The organism is Solwaraspora sp. WMMD791 (assembly GCF_029581195.1).
GTDB lineage: Bacteria > Actinomycetota > Actinomycetes > Mycobacteriales > Micromonosporaceae > Micromonospora_E.
Genome location: NZ_CP120737.1, coordinates 4130526 through 4150790 on the forward strand (window position 1 = coordinate 4130526; position 20265 = coordinate 4150790).

A 20265-nucleotide genomic window follows, 5' to 3' on the forward strand; every position below is an offset into this window, starting at 1 on the left:
GGGACGCCGGCGCGGCGGGTCGGACCGGCCTGCCGGGCCGGGCCGGGTCATCGCGGTCCCCCGTCGTCGAGCACCGCCGGCACCGGTACGCCGCGTTCGGTGAGCAACCGGGCCAGGGCCGGTCCGGCCGGTTGCGGGCCCGCACCGCGCCGCCAGGCCGAGGTGACCGTGATCAGCTGGTCCGGGCCCTGCGGGGTGAGCAGGCACACCGCGTCGACCACCCGCCGCCCGGCGATCCGGCGCAGCTGGACGACGACCTGGATCGCGGCGGCGATCTGCGCGTGCAGTGCGGCGCGCTGCAGCCCGCCGAGCAGCCCCAACGCCTCCAGCCGGGCCGGCACGTCGCTGGCCGCGTTGGCGTGCAGGGTGCCGGCACCGCCGTCGTGGCCGGTGTTGAGCGCGGCCAGCAGATCGACGACCTCGGCGCCCCGGCACTCGCCGACGACCAGCCGGTCCGGCCGCATCCGCAACGCCTGCCGGACCAGCTCCCCCAACCCGACCGACCCGACACCCTCCACGTTGGCCGTCCGCGCCTGCAACGTCACCACATGCGGATGCTCCGGCCGCAACTCCGCCGCGTCCTCCACCATCACGATCCGCTCACCGGCCGGCACCAGCCCGAGCATCGTGTTCAACAGGGTCGTCTTGCCCGACCCCGTACCGCCCGCGATCAGGTACGCCAACCGGCCGGCCACCACCGCCCGCAGCAGCTGCGCCACCCCGTCGTCGACCATGCCGTTGGCCACCAGCTCCGCCAACTGGAACGGCCGCTGCCGGAACGTCCGCAACGACAGGTACGGACCCGTCGCCGCCACCGGCGGCAACACCGCGTGCAACCGGGTCCCGTCCGGCAACCGGGCGTCGACGTACGGGCAACCGTCGTCGAGCCGACGCCCACACGCCGCCGCCAGCCGCTGCGCCAACCGCCGTACCTCGTCGACCGACCGCAACGCCACCGCGGCCCGCTCCAGCCCGCTGCCCCGGTCCACCCACACCTGCACGCCGTTGACCAGCACATCGGTCACCCGTACGTCGGCCAGCAACGGCGCCAACGGCCCAGCGCCGGCCAACTCCCCGTGCACCCGGTCGGCCAGCCGCAACAACCCGGCGTCACCGCGCAACGCCGCCCCCGGCTCGGCCCGCACCGCACTGACCACCGACGCCGGCGTCACCGGCGTACCGTCCGCGACGAACCGCTCCCGCACGCGGGCCGCCACCGCCGCACGATCGACCTGGCCCGCGACGTCACCCCGGGGTCGCCTCTCGGCGGTGACGAGCGGCGGGTCGGTGCGGTGCATCGCGGTGGGGTACGGCGGCGGCATCTGAGCCCTCCTACGGATCAGGAAGCGATGCCGAAACTGTGGACGTCGACACGGCGTCCACGCCTGGCCGATCAGACGGCCTGTGGACAACCGACCCGCCTGTGGATAACTCCTCCCGGCGCAGGTGATCTGCTATGGCAACCGGGGCACCGAATCGACCGGGTCAGATCGAACGGCGTGGCCAGCGTCGGCGCGGGCGCGGCTCCTCCTCGCGGTGTTGGCGCTGGTGCTCGCGCACCCGGTCTTCCCATGCCTGCTGGTCGTCGTCGGCGGGATCGAACGGGTACCAGCGGTGCGAACCGTCCTCGAAGTGCATGTCCTCGTCGCCGGGCCGAATGACCGACATCAGCGCCACCACCCCATGAAGCGCCAGTACAGGTAGCCGCTGCGGTCGTCTGCCAGGTCGATCATCGCGTCGAGCAGGCACGTCGCCATGTAGACCGACAGCGACACCGTCGCCCCCGCGTACTCCGCGAGGAGTTCCTGACGACGGGTGTGACAGGGCCAGGGATCCGCGCATCCGGCACAGGTCCACGCCGGCTGGATCGGGATGTGGACGCTCACTCGTCCTCCTTCGGCCAGTGACCCCGGTTGATCGGTATCCGGTGCCGCGCCCGGCAGGGCAAGGCCGACCCGCACCGACAGACCTGCTGCCACTTGCTCCAGGACCACACCGGCCGATGTCGCCTGGCCAGAGTCCGTGCGACCGCGACGACGTACGCCTCGTAGCTGACCACAGGCTGCCTCCTCGCTACAGAACGAGAGCATCGGTGCGGCGTCGGGCACGCCGCGCTGTTCGCCGTACCGGTGATGCGGCCGGCGTTCACATGTGCCCTATCACCATGGCAGCCATCATTGAAATCCGCAATATGCGGATCGCAGACTGGCCTTGATCAACTTGTGTCGGACATGGGCTTGATCAGCAGTTGGGTGGAGTGCAGTATGCGTCTGTGGCACCACGACAAAGCCCGACAGTCAAACGGCGACGACTGGCGATGACGCTCCGACGCCTGCGGGAGCAGGCAGGTCTATCGTCGACCGAGGCTGCCCGGCAGGTCGATCATGACGGGAGCTGGCTGTCCCGTATCGAAACCGCCGAGGTCCGACCGCATCCGAACGACGTGCGAGCGCTCCTTGGGCTCTACGGTGTCGGCGGTGAGCAAGCTGAGGCTGTCATCGCTGTCGCCCGACAAGCCCGGCAGCGGGGCTGGTGGCAGCGCTACAGCGAGGTGCTACCTGAGTGGTTCGTGACCTACGTCGGCATGGAGTCCGAAGCGTCGGTCATCCGGTCCTACCAGTGCCAGATGGTTCCAGGCATTCTGCAGACCGAGGAGTATGCACGGGCGGCGTTCCGGGGCGCGCCGATCCCGATGCGCGACAGTGAGCTCGAACAACAGGTCGCACTGCGGATGGACCGGCAGTCCATCCTGGGCACAGACGAACAGCCGATCCTGCGGATGATCCTCGACGAAGCAGCGGTACGGCGGATGGTCGGCGGGCCGCAGGTGCTTCGGGCGCAGCTCGACCGCTTGATCGCGGAGTGTGACCGGACCCGAGTTCAGATTCAGATCCTGCCGTTCGGTGCCGGTGCTGGTTTCGACGGTAGCTTCGTCATCCTTGACTTCCCGCCGATGCCCGAGCCGTTTCCTGAATCGGCCGAGGATCGGCTGGTCTACGTCGGCACCCTCACCGGCGCGCTCTACCTCGAGCAACCGTCCGAGGTCGCCGCCTACTCGGCCGCGTTTGAGCAGCTCGCCGCCGAGGCTCTGCCACCAACGGCCTCCCGCGATACCTTGGCTAGGATCGCCAGCGATCTGGCGACCTAGCAGAAGGAGCATGACGTGGACTCGGCGTGGCGCAAGAGCACCCGGTCTGGTTCCTCCGGTGACTGTGTAGAAGCTCGGCGCAGCGACCATGCTGCCCAGGTCCGCGACAGTAAGGATGAGGCTGGGCCGGTGCTGTCGTTCACCGCCGACACCTGGACCGACTTCGTCCAGGGGATCAAGATCGGCCAGTTCAACCGCTGACTCCGATGAACGGCTGCCCCCGCTCCCAGGCATGGGACCGAGGGCAGCTCGGGGCGTCAGATCACCGCCGGCCGTACGAGAACCCGACGCTGTCGGCCACGACCGGACTCCACGTGTCGTATCGGCGTCAGCAAGACAGTACGCCAGCACGTAGTGACTTAACTTGCCATTGTGGCCAGAGAAGGCGATTTCGATCCCGACGTCGCTACGTGGAAGCAGCTCGCAGACCGGCTACGCCAGGCGATCCGTACGGGCGAGCTTGCCGCTGGTCAGCGAGTTCCTTCGGAGCTGCACCTGGTGCAGGAGTACGAGTTGAGTCGCCTCACGGTCCGGCGCGCGCTACAGCAACTGCGAAGCGAGGGCTTGATCGTGGTCGTGCAGAGTCGCGGAACGTTCGTCATGGGCGAGCAGGAACGAACTGTCGTCACCTTGGGTCGCGGCGACCGGGTGCAGGCCCGGATGCCCGATCCGGAGGAACGCCGGCAGTACGGGCTACACGAAGGCGAGCCGGTCGTACTCGTGACCCGCGCCGACGGCAGCAGGGAGGGCTACGGGGCACACCGGGTCACGATCGAAGGAAGGTAGTACCGAACTACGCCCGGTCCAGCGGAGGAACTGACATGACCGAACTCGTGTGGAAGAAGAGCACCCGCAGCAACGGAGGCGGGGACTGCGTCGAGGTCGCCAGCCCCAACCGAGCAGTCCTTGTCCGTGACAGCAAGGACCAGGCCGGACCAATCCTGTCGTTCACCGCCGACACCTGGACCGGCTTCGTCCGAGGGATCAAGGTCGGCCAGTTCGACCTCTGAACTCGCTGAACGTCTGCCCCTGATCCCAGGAACGGGACCAGGGGCAGACCCTGGCGTCAGGGTAGGCGGTCAGGCTGCGATGAACTCGACAGCACCGCTGCTGACCTTGATATTGAAGTCCATGCCTGTACCCTTCGACAGCTTGGCCAGGGTCGCGATCGACGGAGGCTGGTCGCCCGACTCAAGGCGCGCGATCACCGACTGGGTCATCCCGACCTCGCGGGCGAGCGCCGTCTGAGTGAGGCCATGCTCCCGGCGGTACCGCAAGATGCGCAGTGCGACGTCGTTGGCGAACGCTGTGCGGTTCCACTCCGAGCTGAACTCTGGGTCGTGGCGCTGCCCGTCGTGGACTTGGGCCGAGGTCTTCAGATCGGACAGGTTCATCACTCGTCGCCCCTCACTTCATCGATGCGCTACTCAGCTTCCGCCTCGGGGTGGTAGTAGACAGGCCACGACGCCTGGCGAATATAGCAGAACTGCGATAATGGCGTATGCCTGGAGGCCGCATCACCGGAACGTCGGTCGCCCGCGCCCGCGCCTGAACGAGCCGGATCGGTCGTCATGACGCTGCCGCCGTACGGTCGACCAGGCCGGCGACGACCCGCTGACACAACTCGGCCAACGGGCCGCGACCCGACGCACCCGGCGCTTCGCCACGCTCCAGCCCACGGCTGACCCGTGGCTCAGGCTGCAGCACCCCGGTCACCGGCAGCCCGAGGGTCCGGCCGATCTCCCGGGCCCGCAGCCGGCCCGGTGCCGGCCCGCGCACGACCAGCGACAGGTCGGTGCAGTGCGGCTGGATGCCGGCGATCACCCGGGCGGTCGCGGCGGTGGCCCGCAACTCGGCCGGGACCAGGACGAGGACCCGGTCGGTGAGGTGCATCGCGGCGACGGCGGCGTCGTCGGGCCGCCGGGGCAGGTCGACGACGATCAGGTCCCGCTCCCGCCGGGCGGCGTCCAGCGCGGCGGTCATCGTGGCAGCGGGCAACGGCAGCGGCTCGCCCCGGTCCCAGGAGAGCAGGCCGAGGTCACCCCGGCAGGGCAGGGCGACGGCGAGGGCCGCCGGGTCGATCCGGCCGTCACTGTCGGCCAGGGCCGGCCAGCGCAGGCCGTCGATCTGCTCCCAGCCGAGGACCAGGTCGAGGCCGCCGCCGAGCGGGTCGGCGTCGACCAGCAGGCTGCGCAGGCCACGCCGGGCGGCGGTGACCGACAGGGCTCCGGCCAGCACGCTGGCACCGGCCCCGCCCCGGCCGCCGATCACCCCGACGACCGCTGCGGCGGGTCGCTCCGCGTCGCCGTCGTCGGTGAACCGGTCGACCAGCCACGGCTCGGCGGCCGGCAGGATCGCGACATGCTCGGCACCGAGCACCTCGGCGATCTGCCAGGGCGGCTCCTGGTCGGCGCGGCCGACCAGCACCAGCCGGGGTCGGCGGGGCAGCCGGGCCCGCAGGTAGGCGTCCGCCTGGTCGGCGCCGACCAGGACGAGTGGGGCGACGGCTTGCCGGGAGCGGGCGGCCACGGGGTCTGCGGCCAGGTCGACCTCGGTGCCGGCGAGCGCCGCGAGGCGCAGCAGGTCGTCGAGGAGCCGTTCGTCGGCGGTGACGACCAGCGGCAGCCGGCGGGGTACGACGGTGCTGGTGCGCGGCGGCATCCGGACCTCCTGCGGTCGGTGAGGGATGCCGTAACTGTGGGTACAGACCTGGGACCGGCGCGCTGTCGGCCCGGCGGGCTGTGGACAACCGGGCCGCCTGTGGACAACGCCGCCAACAGCGAGTTGATCTGCTACAGCGAGTGCGGCCCGTGAACCGCCGGGCACCGACCCGGAGATAGCGACGACCCCCGCCGGGGGGATGGCGGGGGTCGTCTGGGGTTCGGCTCCGGGGGGGTCGAGCCGAACCCTCTCAGCGGTCACGGGGGGTGCAACCGCCGAGCGTCTGTTGGATGCCACGACCCGGGAAATGAAACCGCGTCACAAACAAGCATGCCTGAGCGGACCGCCACACGTCGAGTGGTGTTTCCCGCGAGTCGCGTGACGCCAGCCGACCCGAGCAGCGGTCGGAGCAGCCCGGTCGCTGATCCGACGATCAGTGTCCAGGCCATCCCGCAGGTGTCGGCCGGGGGGTGGCCCCGGGGACCGCCGACAGCGGCACGCTACGGCTAGACTTCAGCGTCGTGGGCCGCAGCGCCGCTTTTTTTGATCTCGACAAGACCGTCATCGCCAAGTCCAGCGCCTTGGCGTTCGGCCGGCCTTTCTACCGCGATGGGCTGATCACCCGCCGGGACGTGGTCAAGTCGGCGTACGCGCAGTTGATGTTCCGCCTCGGCGGCACCGACGAGCAGACCATGGCCCGCACCCGGGACTACCTTGCCGCGCTGTGCAAGGGCTGGCCGGTGGAGCAGGTCCGCCAACTCGTCGCCGAGACCCTGCACGAGCTGATCAACCCGTACGTTTACGCCGAGGCCGCCGCGCTCATCGAGGAACATCAGGCCGCAGGCCGGGACGTGGTGCTGGTTTCGGCCTCCGGCGAGGAGATGGTCCGGCCGATCGGCGAACTGCTGGGGATCACCGACGTCATCGCGACCCGGATGGCGGTCGAGGACGGCCGGTACAGCGGGGAAATCGAATTCTACGCCGCCGGTCCGGCCAAGGCGACGGGCATCGTCGAGCTGGCCGAGCAGCGCGGATACGACCTGGCGGAGTGCTACGCCTATTCCGATTCCTACACCGACGTGCCGATGCTGGAATGCGTCGGGCACCCCAGTGCGGTCAATCCGGACCGGCAACTGCGTCGGATCGCCACCGAGCAGGGCTGGCCGGTGCTGGCGTTCCGCCATCCCGTACCGCTCGGGCGCCGGCTGCGGGAACGTCCGGCCGTGCCGGTCGCCGCCGCCGCGCTCAGCGTCGGGGTCGGGGTCGCGATCGGCATCGCCTGGTACGGCCGGCACCGCCGCACCCGGGCCACCTCGTCCTGACGACACCGACGAAAGCCGGCCACCTCGGCCTGACCACGTTCAGGCCGTGGCCAGCACCTCGTCGGCGACGGTCGTCAGCTCCCGCGCGGCCAGCTCGACCGCGGTCAGGTAGTGCCGCAGCCAGGAGCGAATGCCGTCCGGCGTACCGGTCGCGAAGGCACCGGCCGCACCGACGTACTCCGGTTCCCGCTCGCGGTGGCCGACCTCGACGGCGAGCAGGCCACGGGGATCCACCCCGGCCGCGACCAGGGTGAGCCGCCCGGCACCCCGGGCGACCAGCCCGCTCGGGCCGGCGAACGGGCGCAGCGCGAGCAGTTCGGCGTGCACCACCGCGGCCACCAGCAGCGCCGGGACCGACGTACCGCCGCCGACCAGCTCCGCGAGCCCGTCCAGGCGAGCCGCGACGGCCGGCGTACCGCTGATCGGACGCCCCAGCTGGTCGGCCGGGACCTGGTCGCGGGCGGCGAGCACGTGCAACCTGGCCAGGACCTGACGGGGGGTACGGGGCCACCGGTCGGCCAGCCCGGGCACCGCCTCGGCCACCCGCAGCGCCCCCTGCGTCACCGGATCGGTCACCGTGCCGGCGCGGACGTCGGCGACCGGGTGCGGGTGGCCTTCCAGCGCGGCGCTGGCGACCGCCGAGCGCAGGCTGACCTCGGCCGCGACCGCTCCGCCGTGGCGGCGCAGGGCGCGGTGCCGCAGCGCGGCGTCGACCTGCTCGCGGGCGGCGGCCAGCGCCGGTGCCACGTCGGCGAGATCCAGCAGCGGGGCGAGCGGATCGGTCCTGGTCACGTCGGTCACGGTACGCCCCGGCCACGGCCGGTGCCGGACCGATCCCGGGTCGGCACCGCACCCGTACGGGCAACCGCCCGTCGCGCCGGTGTGGCCACTCGGCGCGTGGTGGGTACCCCGGGATCTGACAACTCTCGTGCCGGCTGGACGGCGACACTAACCTCGGAGCAAGTCAAGCGACGTGTGAGGAGCCCCACGGATGAGCGAAACGCTGGAGAACCTACTTCAGGAGAATCGGCGGTTCGAGCCGCCGGCCGAACTGGCCGGGGCGGCCAACGTCACCGCGGCCGCGTACGACACCGCAGCCGCCGACCGGCTCGGCTTCTGGGCGGACCAGGCCCGCCGGTTGCACTGGGCCAAGGAGTGGGACCAGGTGCTGGACTGGTCCAACCCGCCGTTCGCCAAGTGGTTCGTCGGCGGTCAGCTCAACGTCGCGTACAACTGTCTGGACCGGCACGTGGCCGCCGGGGCCGGTGACCGGGTCGCCATCCACTGGGAGGGCGAGCCGGGTGACACCCGCACCATCACCTACGCCGACCTGCACCGGATGACCTGCCAGGCGGCGAACGCGTTGACCGACCTCGGCGTCACCGCCGGTGACCGGGTGGCGATCTACCTGCCGATGATCCCGGAGGCCGCGGTCGCGATGCTGGCCTGCGCCCGGATCGGTGCCACCCACAACGTGGTCTTCGGCGGATTCTCCGTCGACGCGCTCTCCGGCCGGGTCCGCGACGCCAGCGCCAAGGTGATCATCACGGCGGACGGTGGCTACCGCCGGGGCAAGCCGTCGGCGCTCAAGCCGACCGTCGACGAGGCGGTCGCCCAGTGTCCGTCGGTCGAGAACGTGCTGGTGGTACGGCGTACCGGGGAAGATGTCGCCTGGACCGACAAGGACCACTGGTGGCACGAGACGGTCGAGACGGCGAGCAGCACGCACGAGGCGCAGCCGTTCGACGCCGAGCACCCGCTGTTCATTCTCTACACCAGCGGCACGACGGCCAAGCCGAAGGGCATCCTGCACACCACCGGCGGCTACCTCACCCAGGCGTCGTACACCCATCACGCGGTCTTCGACCTCAAGCCGGAGACCGACGTCTACTGGTGCACCGCCGACATCGGCTGGGTCACCGGGCACTCCTACATCGTGTACGGTCCGCTGTCCAACGGTGCCACGCAGTTGATGTACGAGGGGACGCCGGACACCCCGCACAAGGGCCGGTTCTGGGAGCTGGTGCAGAAGTACCAGGTGAGCATCCTGTACACCGCGCCGACGCTGATCCGCACCATGATGAAGTGGGGCGAGGACATCCCGGCCAAGTACGACCTGAGTTCGCTGCGGCTGCTCGGCAGCGTCGGTGAGCCGATCAACCCCGAGGCCTGGATGTGGTACCGGGAGCACATCGGTGCCGGCCGCTGCCCGATCGTGGACACCTGGTGGCAGACCGAGACCGGGGCGATCATGATCTCTCCGCTGCCCGGGGTCACCGCGACCAAGCCGGGCTCGGCGATGACCCCGCTGCCGGGGATCAGCGCCGACGTGGTCGACGACCAGGGCGCATCGGTGCCCGACGGGGGCGGCGGCTACCTGGTGCTGCGCGAGCCGTGGCCGTCGATGCTGCGCACCATCTGGGGTGACGACCAGCGGTTCATCGACACCTACTGGTCGCGGTTCGACACGATGTACTTCGCCGGTGACGGGGCCAAGAAGGACGCCGACGGGCATGTCTGGCTGCTCGGCCGGGTCGACGACGTGATGCTGGTCTCCGGTCACAACATCTCGACCACCGAAGTGGAGTCGGCGTTGGTGTCGCACCCGTCGGTGGCGGAGGCGGCGGTGGTCGGCGCGACCGACCCGACGACCGGTCAGGCGATCGTCGCGTTCGCCATCCCCCGGGGCAGCGCCGACACCGCTGGCGACGCGGGCGAGGCGTTGATCCAGGAGCTGCGCAACCACGTCGCCCGTACGCTCGGGCCGATCGCCAAGCCCCGGCAGATCATGCTGGTGCCGGAGCTGCCGAAGACCCGGTCCGGCAAGATCATGCGTCGGTTGCTGCGGGACGTCGCCGAGAACCGTTCCCTCGGTGACGTCACGACCCTGCAGGACTCCACGGTGATGGAGCTGATCTCCTCCGGCATGCAGGGCGGCAAGTCCGACGAGGACTGACAGCCTACCGTCGGAGCTGGACATTCTGGCCGGTTCGGCCGCTTCGGCGGCCGGACCGGCTTTTTCGCGCGCCCTGAGCGTTGTGACATATCAGGGCGTTCCAACCATGATCGTGAAACAAATCGACGCATGGACCTTCACAGAAGTTCCCTCGGGTGACTAGGTTCACGATGGCCCCGCAACACGAGGCCGGATCATCCGGAACCCCCAGCCCCGCTCACCCAAGTGGCGGCTTGGTATCCCCCGAACCGGAGGTAACCACGTGCGCAGAGTCATGGTGGGAATGCTCACCGTGTCGCTTGCCTCGGGAATGGGTGTCGCTCTCCCCGCGTCAGCGGGGGCGGCACCGCCGGTGGACACACCGGTGGCAGCGCCCTCCCAGGCCGTAGCCCCCAGCATCGACGACCTACCCAACCCGCTCGGCGAGAAGCGGCGTGAGCTGCGCGAACGCGCGGTCAGCGAGGTCGTCAGTGGACGGATCACCCCGCAGCGCCGGGGTGCCAGCACCGTCGCGAAGATCGGCGAGACATCCGGCACCGGCCTCGCCGGGCGGGGCACTGCCGCCGCCGGCAAGGACCAGTACGTCGAACTCGCCCGGGAGACCACCGACCGGATCTTCGTGATCCTGGCCGAGTACGGCGACGAACGGCACCCCAGCTACCCGGACGTGGACAGCAACCCCGGCTGGCCCGGCCCGGTCAGCTTCGACGGACCGCTGCACAACCAGATCCCCGAGCCGGACCGGTCGGTCAACAACAGCACCGTCTGGCAGGCCGACTACTCCGCTGAGCACTACCGGCAGCTGTACTTCGGCGCCGGCGAGGGCGTCGAGTCGGTCAAGACGTACTTCGAGACGCAGTCCTCCGGCCGGTACAGCGTCGACGGCACCGTCACCGACTGGGTGAAGGTCCGCTACAACGGTGCCCGCTACGGCCGTGACCTGTGCGGCAGCAACGTCTGCAGCAACGTCTGGCAGCTGGTCCGCGACGCCGCCAACCAGTGGGTCGCCGACCAGCGGGCACTCGGGCGCACCGACGCCGAGATCACCGCCGAGCTGCGCGAGTTCGACAAGTGGGACCGGTACGACTTCGACGGTGACGGCGACTTCAACGAGCCCGACGGCTACCTCGACCACTTCCAGATCGTCCACGCCGGTCACGGCCAGGAGGACGGCGACCCCTGGCAGGGTGAGGACGCCATCTGGAGCCACCGCTGGTACGCCTTTGCCAGCGACGCCGGCCTGACCGGCCCGGCCGACAACCCGTTGGGTGGCACCCAGATCGCCGACACCGGGCTGTGGATCGGTGACTACACCATTCAGCCGGAGAACGGCGGCCTGAGCGTCTTCGTCCACGAGTACGCCCACGACCTGGGCCTGCCGGACGACTACGACACCTCCGGTGGTGGCGACAACAACAACGAGCACTGGACGTTGATGGCGCAGAGCCGACTGGGCGCCGCCACCGACCAGGGCATCGGCGAGCGCCCCGGCGACCTCGGTGCCTGGAACAAGCTGCAGCTCGGCTGGCTGGACTACGAGGTGGTGGTGGCCGGTCAGAAACGGACCCTGCACCTCGGTCCACAGGAGTACAACACCAAGCGGGCGCAGGCGGTCGTGGTGGTTCTGCCGAAGAAGCAGGTCACCACCGAGCTGGGCGAACCGTACGCCGGCGAGCTGCAGTACTTCTCCGGCAACTCAGACGATCTGAACAACACGATGACCCGCGAGTTCGACCTGACCGGGGCCGCCACCGCCGCCCTGTCGATGAAGGCCCGCTACGACATCGAGGACGACTACGACTACCTGTACTTCCAGGCGTCCACCGACGGCGGCGAGAGCTGGACGTCGCTGGACGGCACCATCAACGGCAGCCCGTTCGGCACCGACGGCAGTGGCACCCCGGCGATCGACAGCTCGACCGGTGGCCAGTGGGTGGACATCGCCGTACCGCTGGACGCGTACGCCGGGGACGAGGTGCTGGTGCGGCTGCTCTACCGCACCGACGGCGCGGTGGCGTACGGCGGCTTCTTCGGTGACGAGATCGTCGTCACCGCCGACGGGTCGCCGATCTTCACCGACGGCGCGGAAGGCGACGGCGACTGGACCCTGACCGGCTGGTCGGCGGTCGGTGCCAGCACCACCGGCGAGTTCGACAACTACTACATCGCCGGGCACCGCTCGTACGTCTCCTACGACCGGTACCTCGAAACCGGTCCGTACTACTTCGGGTACGCCGACAGCAAGCCGGACTGGGTGGACCACTACGCCTACCAGGAGGGTCTGCTGATCTCGTACTGGGACACCTCCCAGGCCGACAACAACACCAACGTGCACCCGGGTGAGGGCCGCAACCTCTACATCGACTCGCGGCCACGGCCGATGTACAACCTGACCGGCGCGCCCTGGCGGGCCCGGGTCCAGGTGTACGACGCGCCGTTCAGCCTGGAGAAGGCCGACTCGTTCACCCTGCACATCAACAGTCAGCCGCAGTACATCCGTGGCCAGGCGGCCCAGCCGCTGTTCGACGACACCAAGAAGTACTTCTTCGAGGAGTTGCCGAACCACGGGGTCAAGCTGCCGGCTGTCGGTGTCAAGATCCGGGTGGTGGATGTCGACGGCACCACCATGAAGATCAGGATCTCCTGAGCCGGTGCCGCCCGGCCGGCGGATGCAACGTCGGCCGGCCGGGCGGCGTCCAACCGGGATGACACCTCCACAGCTGATTCACCGGTCAACCACCCGGCGTCGTCGGACCCGCACCGGGTGGTTGACCGTCGGCGTCTGCGCCCTCGCACTCACCGCTGCGGCCTGCGCCCCACCGCCGGACGGCACGACGCCGGCCGCCACGCAGCCCGGAGGCACGATGCCCACTGAGCCCGGCGGGACCCCGACCGGGCCCGCCGAGAGTTCGACCGGACCCGCCGAGAGTTCGACCGGACCCGCCGGCCCGACGGGGCCGCCGCTGTCGCGTACGGATCCGCCGGTACCGACCCGCCCCGGTACGCCGCCGTCGACGCCGTCGGACCTGATCACCGGCGACTGGCTGGTCGGCACCGTCACCACCGGCGGCACCGGCCCCTGCTACCGCCTGGTCACCGACGACGGCGTGGAGCATGCGCTGTACGGCGACGCCGGTGCTCCACTCGTCCGGCACACCCGGATCCGGGTCAAGGTCGAGCCGCTCGACGTACGGATCAGTTGCGGGCCTGGTCAGTCGTGGCGGCTGGTACGCGCGGAGCTGCTGCGCTGACGTCCCGGTCGCCGGTCAGCTCCAGCCACTGGTAGTCGTGCCGGCACGGCGGCCCGGCCGCCAGACCCAGTCGTCGACTGTCGAGATCGAGCAGCACCGAGTGGACCGTCTCGGCCTGATCCGCCGGGGCGTCCCGTTCGTCGAGGTGCCGGCAGATCGCCAACGGCAGTCCCAGGTGGTCGTGGAAGACGTCGGCCAGCGCGTCGAGCCCGACCGGGCCGCGACCGGTCCGGTCGACCAGCAGCCGTCGGGCCCGGGCCGAGCGGAACAGCGACGACCCGCCCAGATCCTTCATCGTGTCCCGCACCGCCAGGGCGCTCTCCAAGTGGTTGGCGTGCGTCAACACCCCGTCCGCCGGATGCAGCCAGCCCACGTCACCGGGTACGACCTCCAGGTCCAGCAGTTCCCCGCCGCCCGGCCCGGCCTGCCCGAGCAGCAGGTTGATCGAGGCGTTGCGCGGCGTACGGCAGGCCACCCTCGTCGCCTGACCGAGGCTGCCGGCTTCCAGCACGGCACGCAGCAGGACGTGGTACGGCACCCCGGGCGTACGGCCGGCCGACAGCCCGTCCCGGTCGGTGCCGAGCATGTTGACGCAGACACCGAGGCCGGCGGAGTTGAGCCCGGTCTTGGCGAGCATGCCGGCTTCGGCGAGGGTGAGCACCGCGTCGCCACGTTCGTCGACGGTGCGCAGCACCACCATCGTGTCCCGCTGGTCGGGGTGCCAGTCCCAGTTCTGCCCCAGCAGCAGGTGGCCGTCGACGGCGTGGCTGCCGAGGACTCCGGCCGCCGTACAGCCGCCGTCGGCACCGTCCGGATGCCCCGGCGCGGCGGGGGGCCGGGTCCCGTAGAGCAGTTCGGTACGCGCGTTGAGCGCATAGATCTCGTCGACGTGCACACCGGCGCCCTCGGCCAGCCCGTCGAGCATGTCGGTCACTCGCGGATGCACGGCACGACTGGCGTTACGGAACGTGCCTCCGGCCACCCGTACCGCTGCCCGGCTCAGCCCGGCCTCGTCCCGGAACCGGCGCAGGTACCGGTCGACGTTGTCGGCGATCAGGCCGGCGGCGGCGGCACCGTAACCGGCACCGCACTGGGCGGGCGCGCCGGTGACGTCGACCACCACGACTCCGGCGGCGGTGAGCGGGGCCCGCAGGTCGTGCCGGGCGACATCATCGGCCACGAGGACCACCTTATCGTCGCCGGTGACGAGACCTGCCCCGGAATCTACCCTGATTGTCTGACCAGGCCTTATCCGCAGGGTGCGGCGGCCGCCTACGCTGTGGCCATGGCAGATGACGGCAGGGCGGTCGGTCCGGTGGACGAGTCCTGCGTGCTCATCGACGGCCCATGGGAGCACCGGTACGTCGGCGCGAACGGCAGCAGGTTCCACGTCGTCGAGGCGGGCACCGGCCCGCTGGTGTTGTTCCTGCACGGTTTCCCCGAGTTCTGGTGGGCCTGGCACGAGATGCTGCCGGCCGTCGCCGACGCCGGGTACCGGGCCGTCGCGGTCGACATGCGCGGCTTCGGCGCCAGCGACAAACCACCCCGCGGGTACGACGGCTACACCCTGGCCGCCGACGTCACCGGCATGATCCGGGCCCTCGGTGAGCGTTCGGCCGTCATCGTCGGCGCCGGGTTCGGCGGCATGATCGGCTGGACGGCCGCCGCGTTCCACCCCCGGATGGTGCGCCGGTTGGTCGTCATCGGGGCCGCCCACCCGCTGCGGCTACGGTCGGCGATCTTCTCCGATCCGCGGGGGCAGTTCACCGCCTCCACCCCGTCGCTACGGTTCCAGCTCCCCCGCTACGAGCACGTGCTGACCCGCGACGACGCGGCGATGATCGGTGGATTCCTCCGGCGCTGGGGCGGGCCGGCCTGGACGGACGGGCCGCGATTCGCCGAGTACGAGCGACGGTGCCGCACCGCGATGCGAATCCCGCAGGCGTCGTTCTGCGCGTTGGAGGGCTACCGTTGGGCGTTCCGGTCCCTGCTGCGCCTGCACGGCTACCGCTTCGTGAAGCTACTGCAGGAACCGCTGGTGACGCCGACGCTACAGCTGCACGGTGCGCTCGATCCGGCGGTCCTGCCGCGCACCGCCCAGGGCTCCGGACGGTACGTGATCGCCCCCTACGAGTGGCGGCTACTGGACGCGGTAGGCCACTTCCCGCACGTCGAATCGCCCGACCTGGTCCTCGGTGAGGTGCTGCGATGGGCGAAGAGCTGATCCTGCCCGGCTGCGGACTGCGGCTCAGACCCGCTGCTCCCGCAGCTCGGTGACCTCGTTGGCCGGTGCCCAGCCCTGGTAGACGCCGAAGTCGAACTCTTCCAGCCCGAGGGACTGGGCGACCGGGGCACGGCCGCCGGTGTACTCGACCCGCAGCCAGCTGTCGTGCTTGGCGAGCACCACGAACGGCTGGCCGTGCCAGGTGCAGGTGGTCCGCACGTACGCCAGGTCGTCGATCTCGGCGGCCGGCACCACCCGGACGCACCGGCCGGGGCGGATGGCGGTGAATCCGTCGCTGTCGGTGGGCTGGTAGATCCGGACGTGGTCGCCGTCCGGGCTGGCGTCGTACTCCTGCCCTCGCCAGCGGGCGACGTAGCCGTCACGCATCATTCCTCCTTGACCCGCTGCCACGCCGTCTCGTCGACGTCCAGGCGGGCAACGAGTGTCTCGGTGCCGTCGGCGGTCAGCCGCCACAGCTGTGATCCGTGCGGCAACCGAATGCTGTCCACTTTGAACTCGGCCACCACGTCGCTGCTCTCGCCCGGGGCGAACCCGTTGCCCCGGAACGGCGGTCGCTCGATGACCCAGCCTTCCATCGCCCGCATCGCGGACTCGTGCTGCCCGCCGTAGGGGATGCGGTAGAGACTCGGCCGGTAGGCCGGCCAGCGGAGCACGAAGATCTCCGGCGCCTCCCGATCGAACGGTGAGCCCGCGTAGCCCAACCCGAGCGCGGCGTGCAGCTTGCCCGGGGTGTTCAGATGGGCGACCTCGGCGGCCCGGTGCACGAAGCCGGACACCCGGTCGTACCCGCGCTCCAGGTAGTAGTCGACCTGGCTGGCCGCGATGGCCTTCTGCATCATCGTCGGCTGGTCGGGATCGGTACCACCGGTCGCGGCGACCGGCTGTGCGACCGGCGCCTCGGCCGGTCGGGCCTCCGCCGGCTCGGCGTCGGTCTCGTCACCGAGGCCGAGCTCGGCGGCCCAGCTGGCCAGGCCGACGATCTCTGCCCCGGGCAGCTTCGCGCCGACCGGGGTGCCCGGATTGATGACGAACGACCACTGGGGGTCGGGCCAGCGCCGGATCAGCTGGACGAACTTGACCTCGACCGTTTCGAGCGGGGTGTCGAAGTGGTCGGCGATGCGTTCCGGTGACGTGAACACCAGGACGAAGGTGTCACCGTCCACTGTTTCGGTGCGCCACACGAAGCCGTCGTCGCCCGGCCGCGCCCCGGCCGCCGACTCCGGCGAGACCGGCAGCAGGACCCGGGCCAGCAGCAGCGTCGACAGGAACGAGTTGCTGCCCCCGCCACCGGCAGCGGCCACCAGGTCGCGCTCGACGTCGTTCGCCGGATCGAAGACGACGGCCGGCTCCGGCTCCGGCTCCGGCAGCTGGGGATCCGGCTGGGGCTCCGGCTGTACGGGCTGTTGAGCGGGCTCGACCGGGGCGACCGGCGGCGCGGAGACCGGGCCCGGTGCCGCGACGTCGGCCGGGGCGGGGGCGACGTTCGCCGGAGCAGGGCCGACGTTCGCCGGAGCGGCCGATGCGGGGGCCGACGCCGCAGGCTCGACCGGCGCCGGACCGGCAGGTGGTGTCGGGACGCGACGGGGCAGGCCGTTGGGCCCGACGCCGCCGACGCCGCTGCCACTCGATCGGGTCGACCCGTACGGCGGTGGGCTGGCGGGTGTCGGCGGCGCGGTCGGTGTCGCCGCAGCGAGGTCGGGTTGTGGGCGGTGCGGCCACTGACCCTGCGGGGCCGGGGTGGTCGGCGGTGCGGGCGCCGGTGGCGCGGGTGCGGGCTCGGGTGGCGCGGCGTGATCGGTGGCGTACCGGTCGTGCGGCGACGGCATCGGCTCCCCGGGCCGGGCCGGAGCAGCGTGACCGCCCGGAGCACCGTGACCGCCCGGCCCCATGCCGGTCGGCACGGTGGCAGTGGCCCGTGCGCGGGCCTGCCCGCCCCGGTTCGGCAGTCGCGCGTCGCCCCGCGCCAACTGAGCGACGAACCAGGCCGGCAACCAGCCTTCGATCGGTAGGCCGGGATTGACCGCCAGCCACCACTCAAGATTCGGCCAGGTGGCGGCGAGCTCGGCGAAGGTCACCCGGCGGGCGGAGCTGCCATTGTCGCCGAGGCAGGCCCGCAGGGTCACCGGGGAGGTGAAGGCGAGCACGTGGGTCCGGCCGTTGGTGGTCCAGGTACCCCAGCCGAGTGGAGCCTGACCGGCCAGAGCCTCCGCCGACACCGGCAGCAGCAATTCCGTACCGGCCAGGATCTGGAAGTACAGCTCCTGGTCCTGCCGGAGCAGCGCATCACGCATCGCGGCCTCGACCTCGGTGGCCGGTTCCCATTCGGTCACGGCCGCCCCCCTTCCACCGGACAGGCCACACGCGTCGGATACAACCTACAAGGTAGGGCGGCGATCACAACGGCCGGCGGGGAGGCGTTCTCGGCCACGCCCCGACTATCACTCAGCGTGCCGGTTGAAACACAATTCCCCTGGTCGGTCACTGAAACAGCCGGACGTTGTGCTGCTCCGCACTGAGATAGTCGGCCGCCGATTCGTCCACCGCCACCTTGATCTCCTGCAGCATGGTGCGCAACCGGCCGGCCGCCGCCCGCCAGTTGGCCTGGCGGGCCTCGTACGCCTGACGCGCCGCACCGTCCCAGCTGCCGACCAGCGGCGCGGCGTCGCGCTCCACCTGATCGAGCTGGGTCTCCAACGTCCGCAACGCCTGCTGGATGTCGACGCTCGCCTGCTGCAGCACCCGGAAGTCGACCACCAGGACGTCATCGTTCATCGGGTCACCACCGACCCACCGGCACCCGTACCCGACACGCCTCGGCTCACAGCGGCAGCTCGATGCGTCGGGCGACGGCCGCGACCCGGTCGCCGGCGGCCGTGTCGGCACCACGGTAGTGCGCGCTCGCGCCGCGCACCGCACCTGCCGTCTCACGCAGCGCCCGGTGCAGGGCCGCCTGCTCCTGCGCCCACGCCGTCTTGACCTGCTCGAACGAGCGACCACCAGCACCCCGCCAGGCGCTGCGCACCACCTCGAGACGCTGCAGCAGCCCGCGCAGCATCGCCTGCAGCTCCTCGTCGGTCTGCTCGAACCGGGCAGCGACCTGCTGCATCGCCGCCGGATCGACCTGTGTCTGCGACATCTGACCACCCGTCATGTCTCGCCTGCCGTCACCCCACCGACGAACGTAGCCGGGCGCGCTCCCCGACGCTGCCCCGTACCCGTCCGCTGTGGATAACGTGACGCCCGCTGCCGCTGCGGGGCCGTCACCGGAGGGCGGCGCGCGCGTCCAACGCCGGGCCGGCCGGGACCAGTCCGACCACGTCGGCGGGCATCGGTACCGGCACCGCGTCGGGATAGCCGAGCACCGCGAGCGTCGCCGGATCGGTCACCTCGTGCCGTACCCCGGTTTCGGTGACCAGGCTGACCGGCGCGGACGCGGATGCGCTCGCCGTACCGTCGCTCGCCGTACCGTCGCTCGCCGCGACCGCCCGGACGAGCGCCGCGCGGCCGGGCGGCACCTGCACCCCGCCGACCGCCGGCCCTGGCGGATCCAGGTCGATCTCCACCGGGGCGTCCGGCCCGGCGATCCGTACGCAGAGTCGACCGTCCGCTGCTTCGCGTAGTAGCGGTGTGGTCGCCGGTGGTGGTGCCGACCCGGACGGCGTCAGGTTCCCCGCGCCGGCAAGAGCACGGAACCTGCCCTGCGTCAGCGGAGTCGGCACCGCCTGGTCATGGCTGGTGAGCAGCAGATCGGCCTGCACCTGGGTGATCTGCGCCAGTCCATCGCGCGCCGCCACCGCGTACTGCCGCGATCCGCTCTGGGTGGCCACTACGAAGACCTCGCCGATCCGGGCGCCCGGTACGCCGGACGACCGGTCGCCGACGCCGGGCACCACCGGCCCGACCAGGTCGGCACCGGCCGGCACCGCCCGCAGAAGCGCCGTCGCGACCGGCAGGGGCCGGTGCTGCCCCCAGCCGAGCGCGCCGCGCACCAGTTGCGGCTCCGGTACGCCGTGCCGCCGGCCACGCCAGAGCAGCGCGACCTCCCCGTCGGGTGTCTGGACCAGCAGCCCGTCCTCGCCCAGTGGGCGGTTCGTCGCGCTTGCGACCCCGACCCCGACCGCCGGCGGCGGAGCATCGGTGTCGCCGGACGTCGACGTCCCGGTGCCCGAGCAGACCGTCCAGGCGCCGTCGAGCAGATCATCCTGCTGCGGCAGCGAGTCGGGAGCGCCCAGGATGCCCAACGGGGCACCGCGCTGCACGCTGCGCAGCGCGTCCCGGGACACCAGCACGGTACGCGGCGGCGCGCTTGCCACCAGCAGCGCCGCCGAACTGTAGTTGTGCACCGGGTGCAGCAGTCCGTCGCGGTAGACGTACCGGGCACCGGACTCGCGCTCGACGATGATCGCCCGGCCGTCCCGCCAGTCCTGCCGTGCCGATCCGGCGACCGCACCGTATGCCGCGGCACCACCCACCCCGATGGCGGCGACCAACAGACCGGCCAGCGCCACGGTCCCGGCCCGGCCGCCCGGCACCGGCGCAGCCGGATCGGCGTCGCCGGTCACCAGTGCGGCCACCGTCCGGTTCCCCGCATACCGGTGCGACCGCAGCAGTTCGCGCCGCGATGCCATCGTCCACCTCCGCACTCCACTCGGGACGGCGCCGACAACCCGGCGTGACCGGCG

21 protein-coding genes are annotated in these 20265 nt (G+C 71.2%); 9 read left to right on the forward strand and 12 right to left on the reverse strand.

The window, feature by feature from the left end:
- Window positions 1–47: 47 nt before the first annotated feature.
- The 3 genes from O7623_RS18325 to O7623_RS18335 all read right to left on the reverse strand — a co-directional run bounded on the left by O7623_RS18325 (window position 48) and on the right by O7623_RS18335 (window position 1886).
- Window positions 48–1322 (reverse strand): TadA family conjugal transfer-associated ATPase, encoded by a 1275-nt coding sequence (locus O7623_RS18325; protein ID WP_282224248.1) that lies wholly within the window; start codon window positions 1320–1322, stop codon window positions 48–50.
- A gap of 163 nt (window positions 1323–1485) precedes the next feature.
- On the reverse strand, window positions 1486–1668 hold the full coding sequence (locus O7623_RS18330; RefSeq protein ID WP_282224249.1) for a hypothetical protein: 183 nt from the start codon (window positions 1666–1668) through the stop codon (window positions 1486–1488).
- Window positions 1668–1886 (reverse strand): hypothetical protein, encoded by a 219-nt coding sequence (locus O7623_RS18335; protein WP_282224250.1) that lies wholly within the window; start codon window positions 1884–1886, stop codon window positions 1668–1670. The genes O7623_RS18330 and O7623_RS18335 overlap by 1 nt, the downstream gene beginning before the upstream one ends.
- A 431-nt stretch (window positions 1887–2317) precedes the next feature.
- On the opposite strand from O7623_RS18335, the gene O7623_RS18340 reads away from it, so the two are divergent.
- From O7623_RS18340 to O7623_RS18355, 4 genes are all read left to right on the forward strand, one after another.
- Window positions 2318–3148 carry a helix-turn-helix transcriptional regulator gene (locus O7623_RS18340; protein WP_282224251.1) on the forward strand — a complete coding sequence of 277 codons (831 nt, stop codon included), beginning with the start codon at window positions 2318–2320 and terminating at the stop codon, window positions 3146–3148.
- Between the two features lie 15 nt (window positions 3149–3163).
- Entirely contained in the window at window positions 3164–3349 is a 186-nt protein-coding gene (locus O7623_RS18345) for a DUF397 domain-containing protein (protein WP_282224252.1), read from the forward strand.
- 171 nt (window positions 3350–3520) lie between these two features.
- Window positions 3521–3934: a GntR family transcriptional regulator gene (locus O7623_RS18350; protein WP_282224253.1), complete on the forward strand. Its 414-nt coding sequence runs from the start codon at window positions 3521–3523 to the stop codon at window positions 3932–3934.
- 35 nt (window positions 3935–3969) lie between these two features.
- The gene (locus O7623_RS18355; RefSeq protein WP_282224254.1) at window positions 3970–4158 is read left to right on the forward strand and encodes a DUF397 domain-containing protein; all 189 of its coding nucleotides are present in this window, start codon (window positions 3970–3972) and stop codon (window positions 4156–4158) included.
- A 69-nt stretch (window positions 4159–4227) separates the two neighbouring features.
- Here O7623_RS18355 and O7623_RS18360 read toward each other — a convergent pair whose 3' ends face one another.
- Together O7623_RS18360 and ssd are read right to left on the reverse strand one after the other, a co-directional pair.
- Window positions 4228–4542 (reverse strand): helix-turn-helix transcriptional regulator, encoded by a 315-nt coding sequence (locus tag O7623_RS18360; protein ID WP_282224255.1) that lies wholly within the window; start codon window positions 4540–4542, stop codon window positions 4228–4230.
- A gap of 175 nt (window positions 4543–4717) precedes the next feature.
- The gene (ssd, locus tag O7623_RS18365) at window positions 4718–5809 is read right to left on the reverse strand and encodes a septum site-determining protein Ssd (protein ID WP_282224256.1); all 1092 of its coding nucleotides are present in this window, start codon (window positions 5807–5809) and stop codon (window positions 4718–4720) included.
- Window positions 5810–6330: 521 nt separating this feature from the next.
- Here ssd and O7623_RS18370 point away from each other — a divergent pair.
- On the forward strand, window positions 6331–7131 hold the full coding sequence (locus O7623_RS18370) for an HAD-IB family hydrolase (protein ID WP_282224257.1): 801 nt from the start codon (window positions 6331–6333) through the stop codon (window positions 7129–7131).
- Between the two features lie 39 nt (window positions 7132–7170).
- Here the strand turns inward: O7623_RS18370 and O7623_RS18375 are convergent, their stop codons facing one another.
- Complete coding sequence (locus O7623_RS18375) at window positions 7171–7923, reverse strand: oxidoreductase (RefSeq protein ID WP_282224258.1); 753 nt, start codon at window positions 7921–7923, stop codon at window positions 7171–7173.
- Between the two features lie 199 nt (window positions 7924–8122).
- Between O7623_RS18375 and acs the strand changes: the two genes are divergently transcribed.
- From acs to O7623_RS18390, 3 genes are all read left to right on the forward strand, one after another.
- Entirely contained in the window at window positions 8123–10087 is a 1965-nt protein-coding gene (acs, locus tag O7623_RS18380) for an acetate--CoA ligase (RefSeq protein ID WP_282224259.1), read from the forward strand.
- A 277-nt stretch (window positions 10088–10364) separates the two neighbouring features.
- Window positions 10365–12734 (forward strand): immune inhibitor A domain-containing protein, encoded by a 2370-nt coding sequence (locus O7623_RS18385; RefSeq protein ID WP_282229465.1) that lies wholly within the window; start codon window positions 10365–10367, stop codon window positions 12732–12734.
- Between the two features lie 217 nt (window positions 12735–12951).
- On the forward strand, window positions 12952–13338 hold the full coding sequence (locus O7623_RS18390) for a hypothetical protein (protein ID WP_282224260.1): 387 nt from the start codon (window positions 12952–12954) through the stop codon (window positions 13336–13338).
- Here the strand turns inward: O7623_RS18390 and O7623_RS18395 are convergent.
- Window positions 13283–14518 carry a C45 family peptidase gene (locus tag O7623_RS18395; RefSeq protein WP_282224261.1) on the reverse strand — a complete coding sequence of 412 codons (1236 nt, stop codon included), beginning with the start codon at window positions 14516–14518 and terminating at the stop codon, window positions 13283–13285. The genes O7623_RS18390 and O7623_RS18395 overlap by 56 nt on opposite strands.
- Window positions 14519–14623: 105 nt before the next feature.
- On the opposite strand from O7623_RS18395, the gene O7623_RS18400 reads away from it, so the two are divergent.
- Window positions 14624–15562, forward strand: a complete 939-nt coding sequence (locus tag O7623_RS18400) for an alpha/beta hydrolase (protein ID WP_282224262.1) — start codon at window positions 14624–14626, stop codon at window positions 15560–15562.
- Window positions 15563–15586: 24 nt separating this feature from the next.
- Here the strand turns inward: O7623_RS18400 and O7623_RS18405 are convergent, their stop codons facing one another.
- The 5 genes from O7623_RS18405 to eccB all read right to left on the reverse strand — a co-directional run bounded on the left by O7623_RS18405 (window position 15587) and on the right by eccB (window position 20211).
- Window positions 15587–15952 carry a hypothetical protein gene (locus O7623_RS18405; RefSeq protein WP_282224263.1) on the reverse strand — a complete coding sequence of 122 codons (366 nt, stop codon included), beginning with the start codon at window positions 15950–15952 and terminating at the stop codon, window positions 15587–15589.
- Window positions 15949–17913 (reverse strand): SseB family protein, encoded by a 1965-nt coding sequence (locus O7623_RS18410; RefSeq protein ID WP_282224264.1) that lies wholly within the window; start codon window positions 17911–17913, stop codon window positions 15949–15951. Before O7623_RS18410 ends, O7623_RS18405 begins: the two co-directional genes overlap by 4 nt.
- A 148-nt stretch (window positions 17914–18061) precedes the next feature.
- Window positions 18062–18355 carry a WXG100 family type VII secretion target gene (locus tag O7623_RS18415; RefSeq protein ID WP_282224265.1) on the reverse strand — a complete coding sequence of 98 codons (294 nt, stop codon included), beginning with the start codon at window positions 18353–18355 and terminating at the stop codon, window positions 18062–18064.
- Between the two features lie 46 nt (window positions 18356–18401).
- Window positions 18402–18719, reverse strand: a complete 318-nt coding sequence (locus tag O7623_RS18420) for a WXG100 family type VII secretion target (RefSeq protein ID WP_282224266.1) — start codon at window positions 18717–18719, stop codon at window positions 18402–18404.
- A gap of 124 nt (window positions 18720–18843) precedes the next feature.
- The gene (gene eccB, locus O7623_RS18425; protein WP_282224267.1) at window positions 18844–20211 is read right to left on the reverse strand and encodes a type VII secretion protein EccB; all 1368 of its coding nucleotides are present in this window, start codon (window positions 20209–20211) and stop codon (window positions 18844–18846) included.
- Between the last annotated feature and the right edge of the window lie 54 nt (window positions 20212–20265).

Excerpts from the sequence above, each read along its gene's own strand:
- O7623_RS18330 (WP_282224249.1), bottom strand. The coding sequence starts at position 1,668 with ATGTCGGTCATTCGGCCCGGCGACGAGGACATGCACTTCGAGGACGGT.
- O7623_RS18340 (WP_282224251.1), top strand. The coding sequence starts at position 2,318 with ATGACGCTCCGACGCCTGCGGGAGCAGGCAGGTCTATCGTCGACCGAG.
- O7623_RS18405 (WP_282224263.1), bottom strand. The coding sequence starts at position 15,952 with ATGATGCGTGACGGCTACGTCGCCCGCTGGCGAGGGCAGGAGTACGAC.
- O7623_RS18400 (WP_282224262.1), top strand. The coding sequence starts at position 14,624 with ATGGCAGATGACGGCAGGGCGGTCGGTCCGGTGGACGAGTCCTGCGTG.
- O7623_RS18355 (WP_282224254.1), top strand. The coding sequence starts at position 3,970 with ATGACCGAACTCGTGTGGAAGAAGAGCACCCGCAGCAACGGAGGCGGG.
- ssd (WP_282224256.1), bottom strand. The coding sequence starts at position 5,809 with ATGCCGCCGCGCACCAGCACCGTCGTACCCCGCCGGCTGCCGCTGGTC.
- O7623_RS18420 (WP_282224266.1), bottom strand. The coding sequence starts at position 18,719 with ATGTCGCAGACACAGGTCGATCCGGCGGCGATGCAGCAGGTCGCTGCC.
- O7623_RS18415 (WP_282224265.1), bottom strand. The coding sequence starts at position 18,355 with ATGAACGATGACGTCCTGGTGGTCGACTTCCGGGTGCTGCAGCAGGCG.
- O7623_RS18325 (WP_282224248.1), bottom strand. The coding sequence starts at position 1,322 with ATGCCGCCGCCGTACCCCACCGCGATGCACCGCACCGACCCGCCGCTC.
- O7623_RS18390 (WP_282224260.1), top strand. The coding sequence starts at position 12,952 with ATGCCCACTGAGCCCGGCGGGACCCCGACCGGGCCCGCCGAGAGTTCG.
- acs (WP_282224259.1), top strand. The coding sequence starts at position 8,123 with ATGAGCGAAACGCTGGAGAACCTACTTCAGGAGAATCGGCGGTTCGAG.
- eccB (WP_282224267.1), bottom strand. The coding sequence starts at position 20,211 with ATGGCATCGCGGCGCGAACTGCTGCGGTCGCACCGGTATGCGGGGAAC.
- O7623_RS18360 (WP_282224255.1), bottom strand. The coding sequence starts at position 4,542 with ATGAACCTGTCCGATCTGAAGACCTCGGCCCAAGTCCACGACGGGCAG.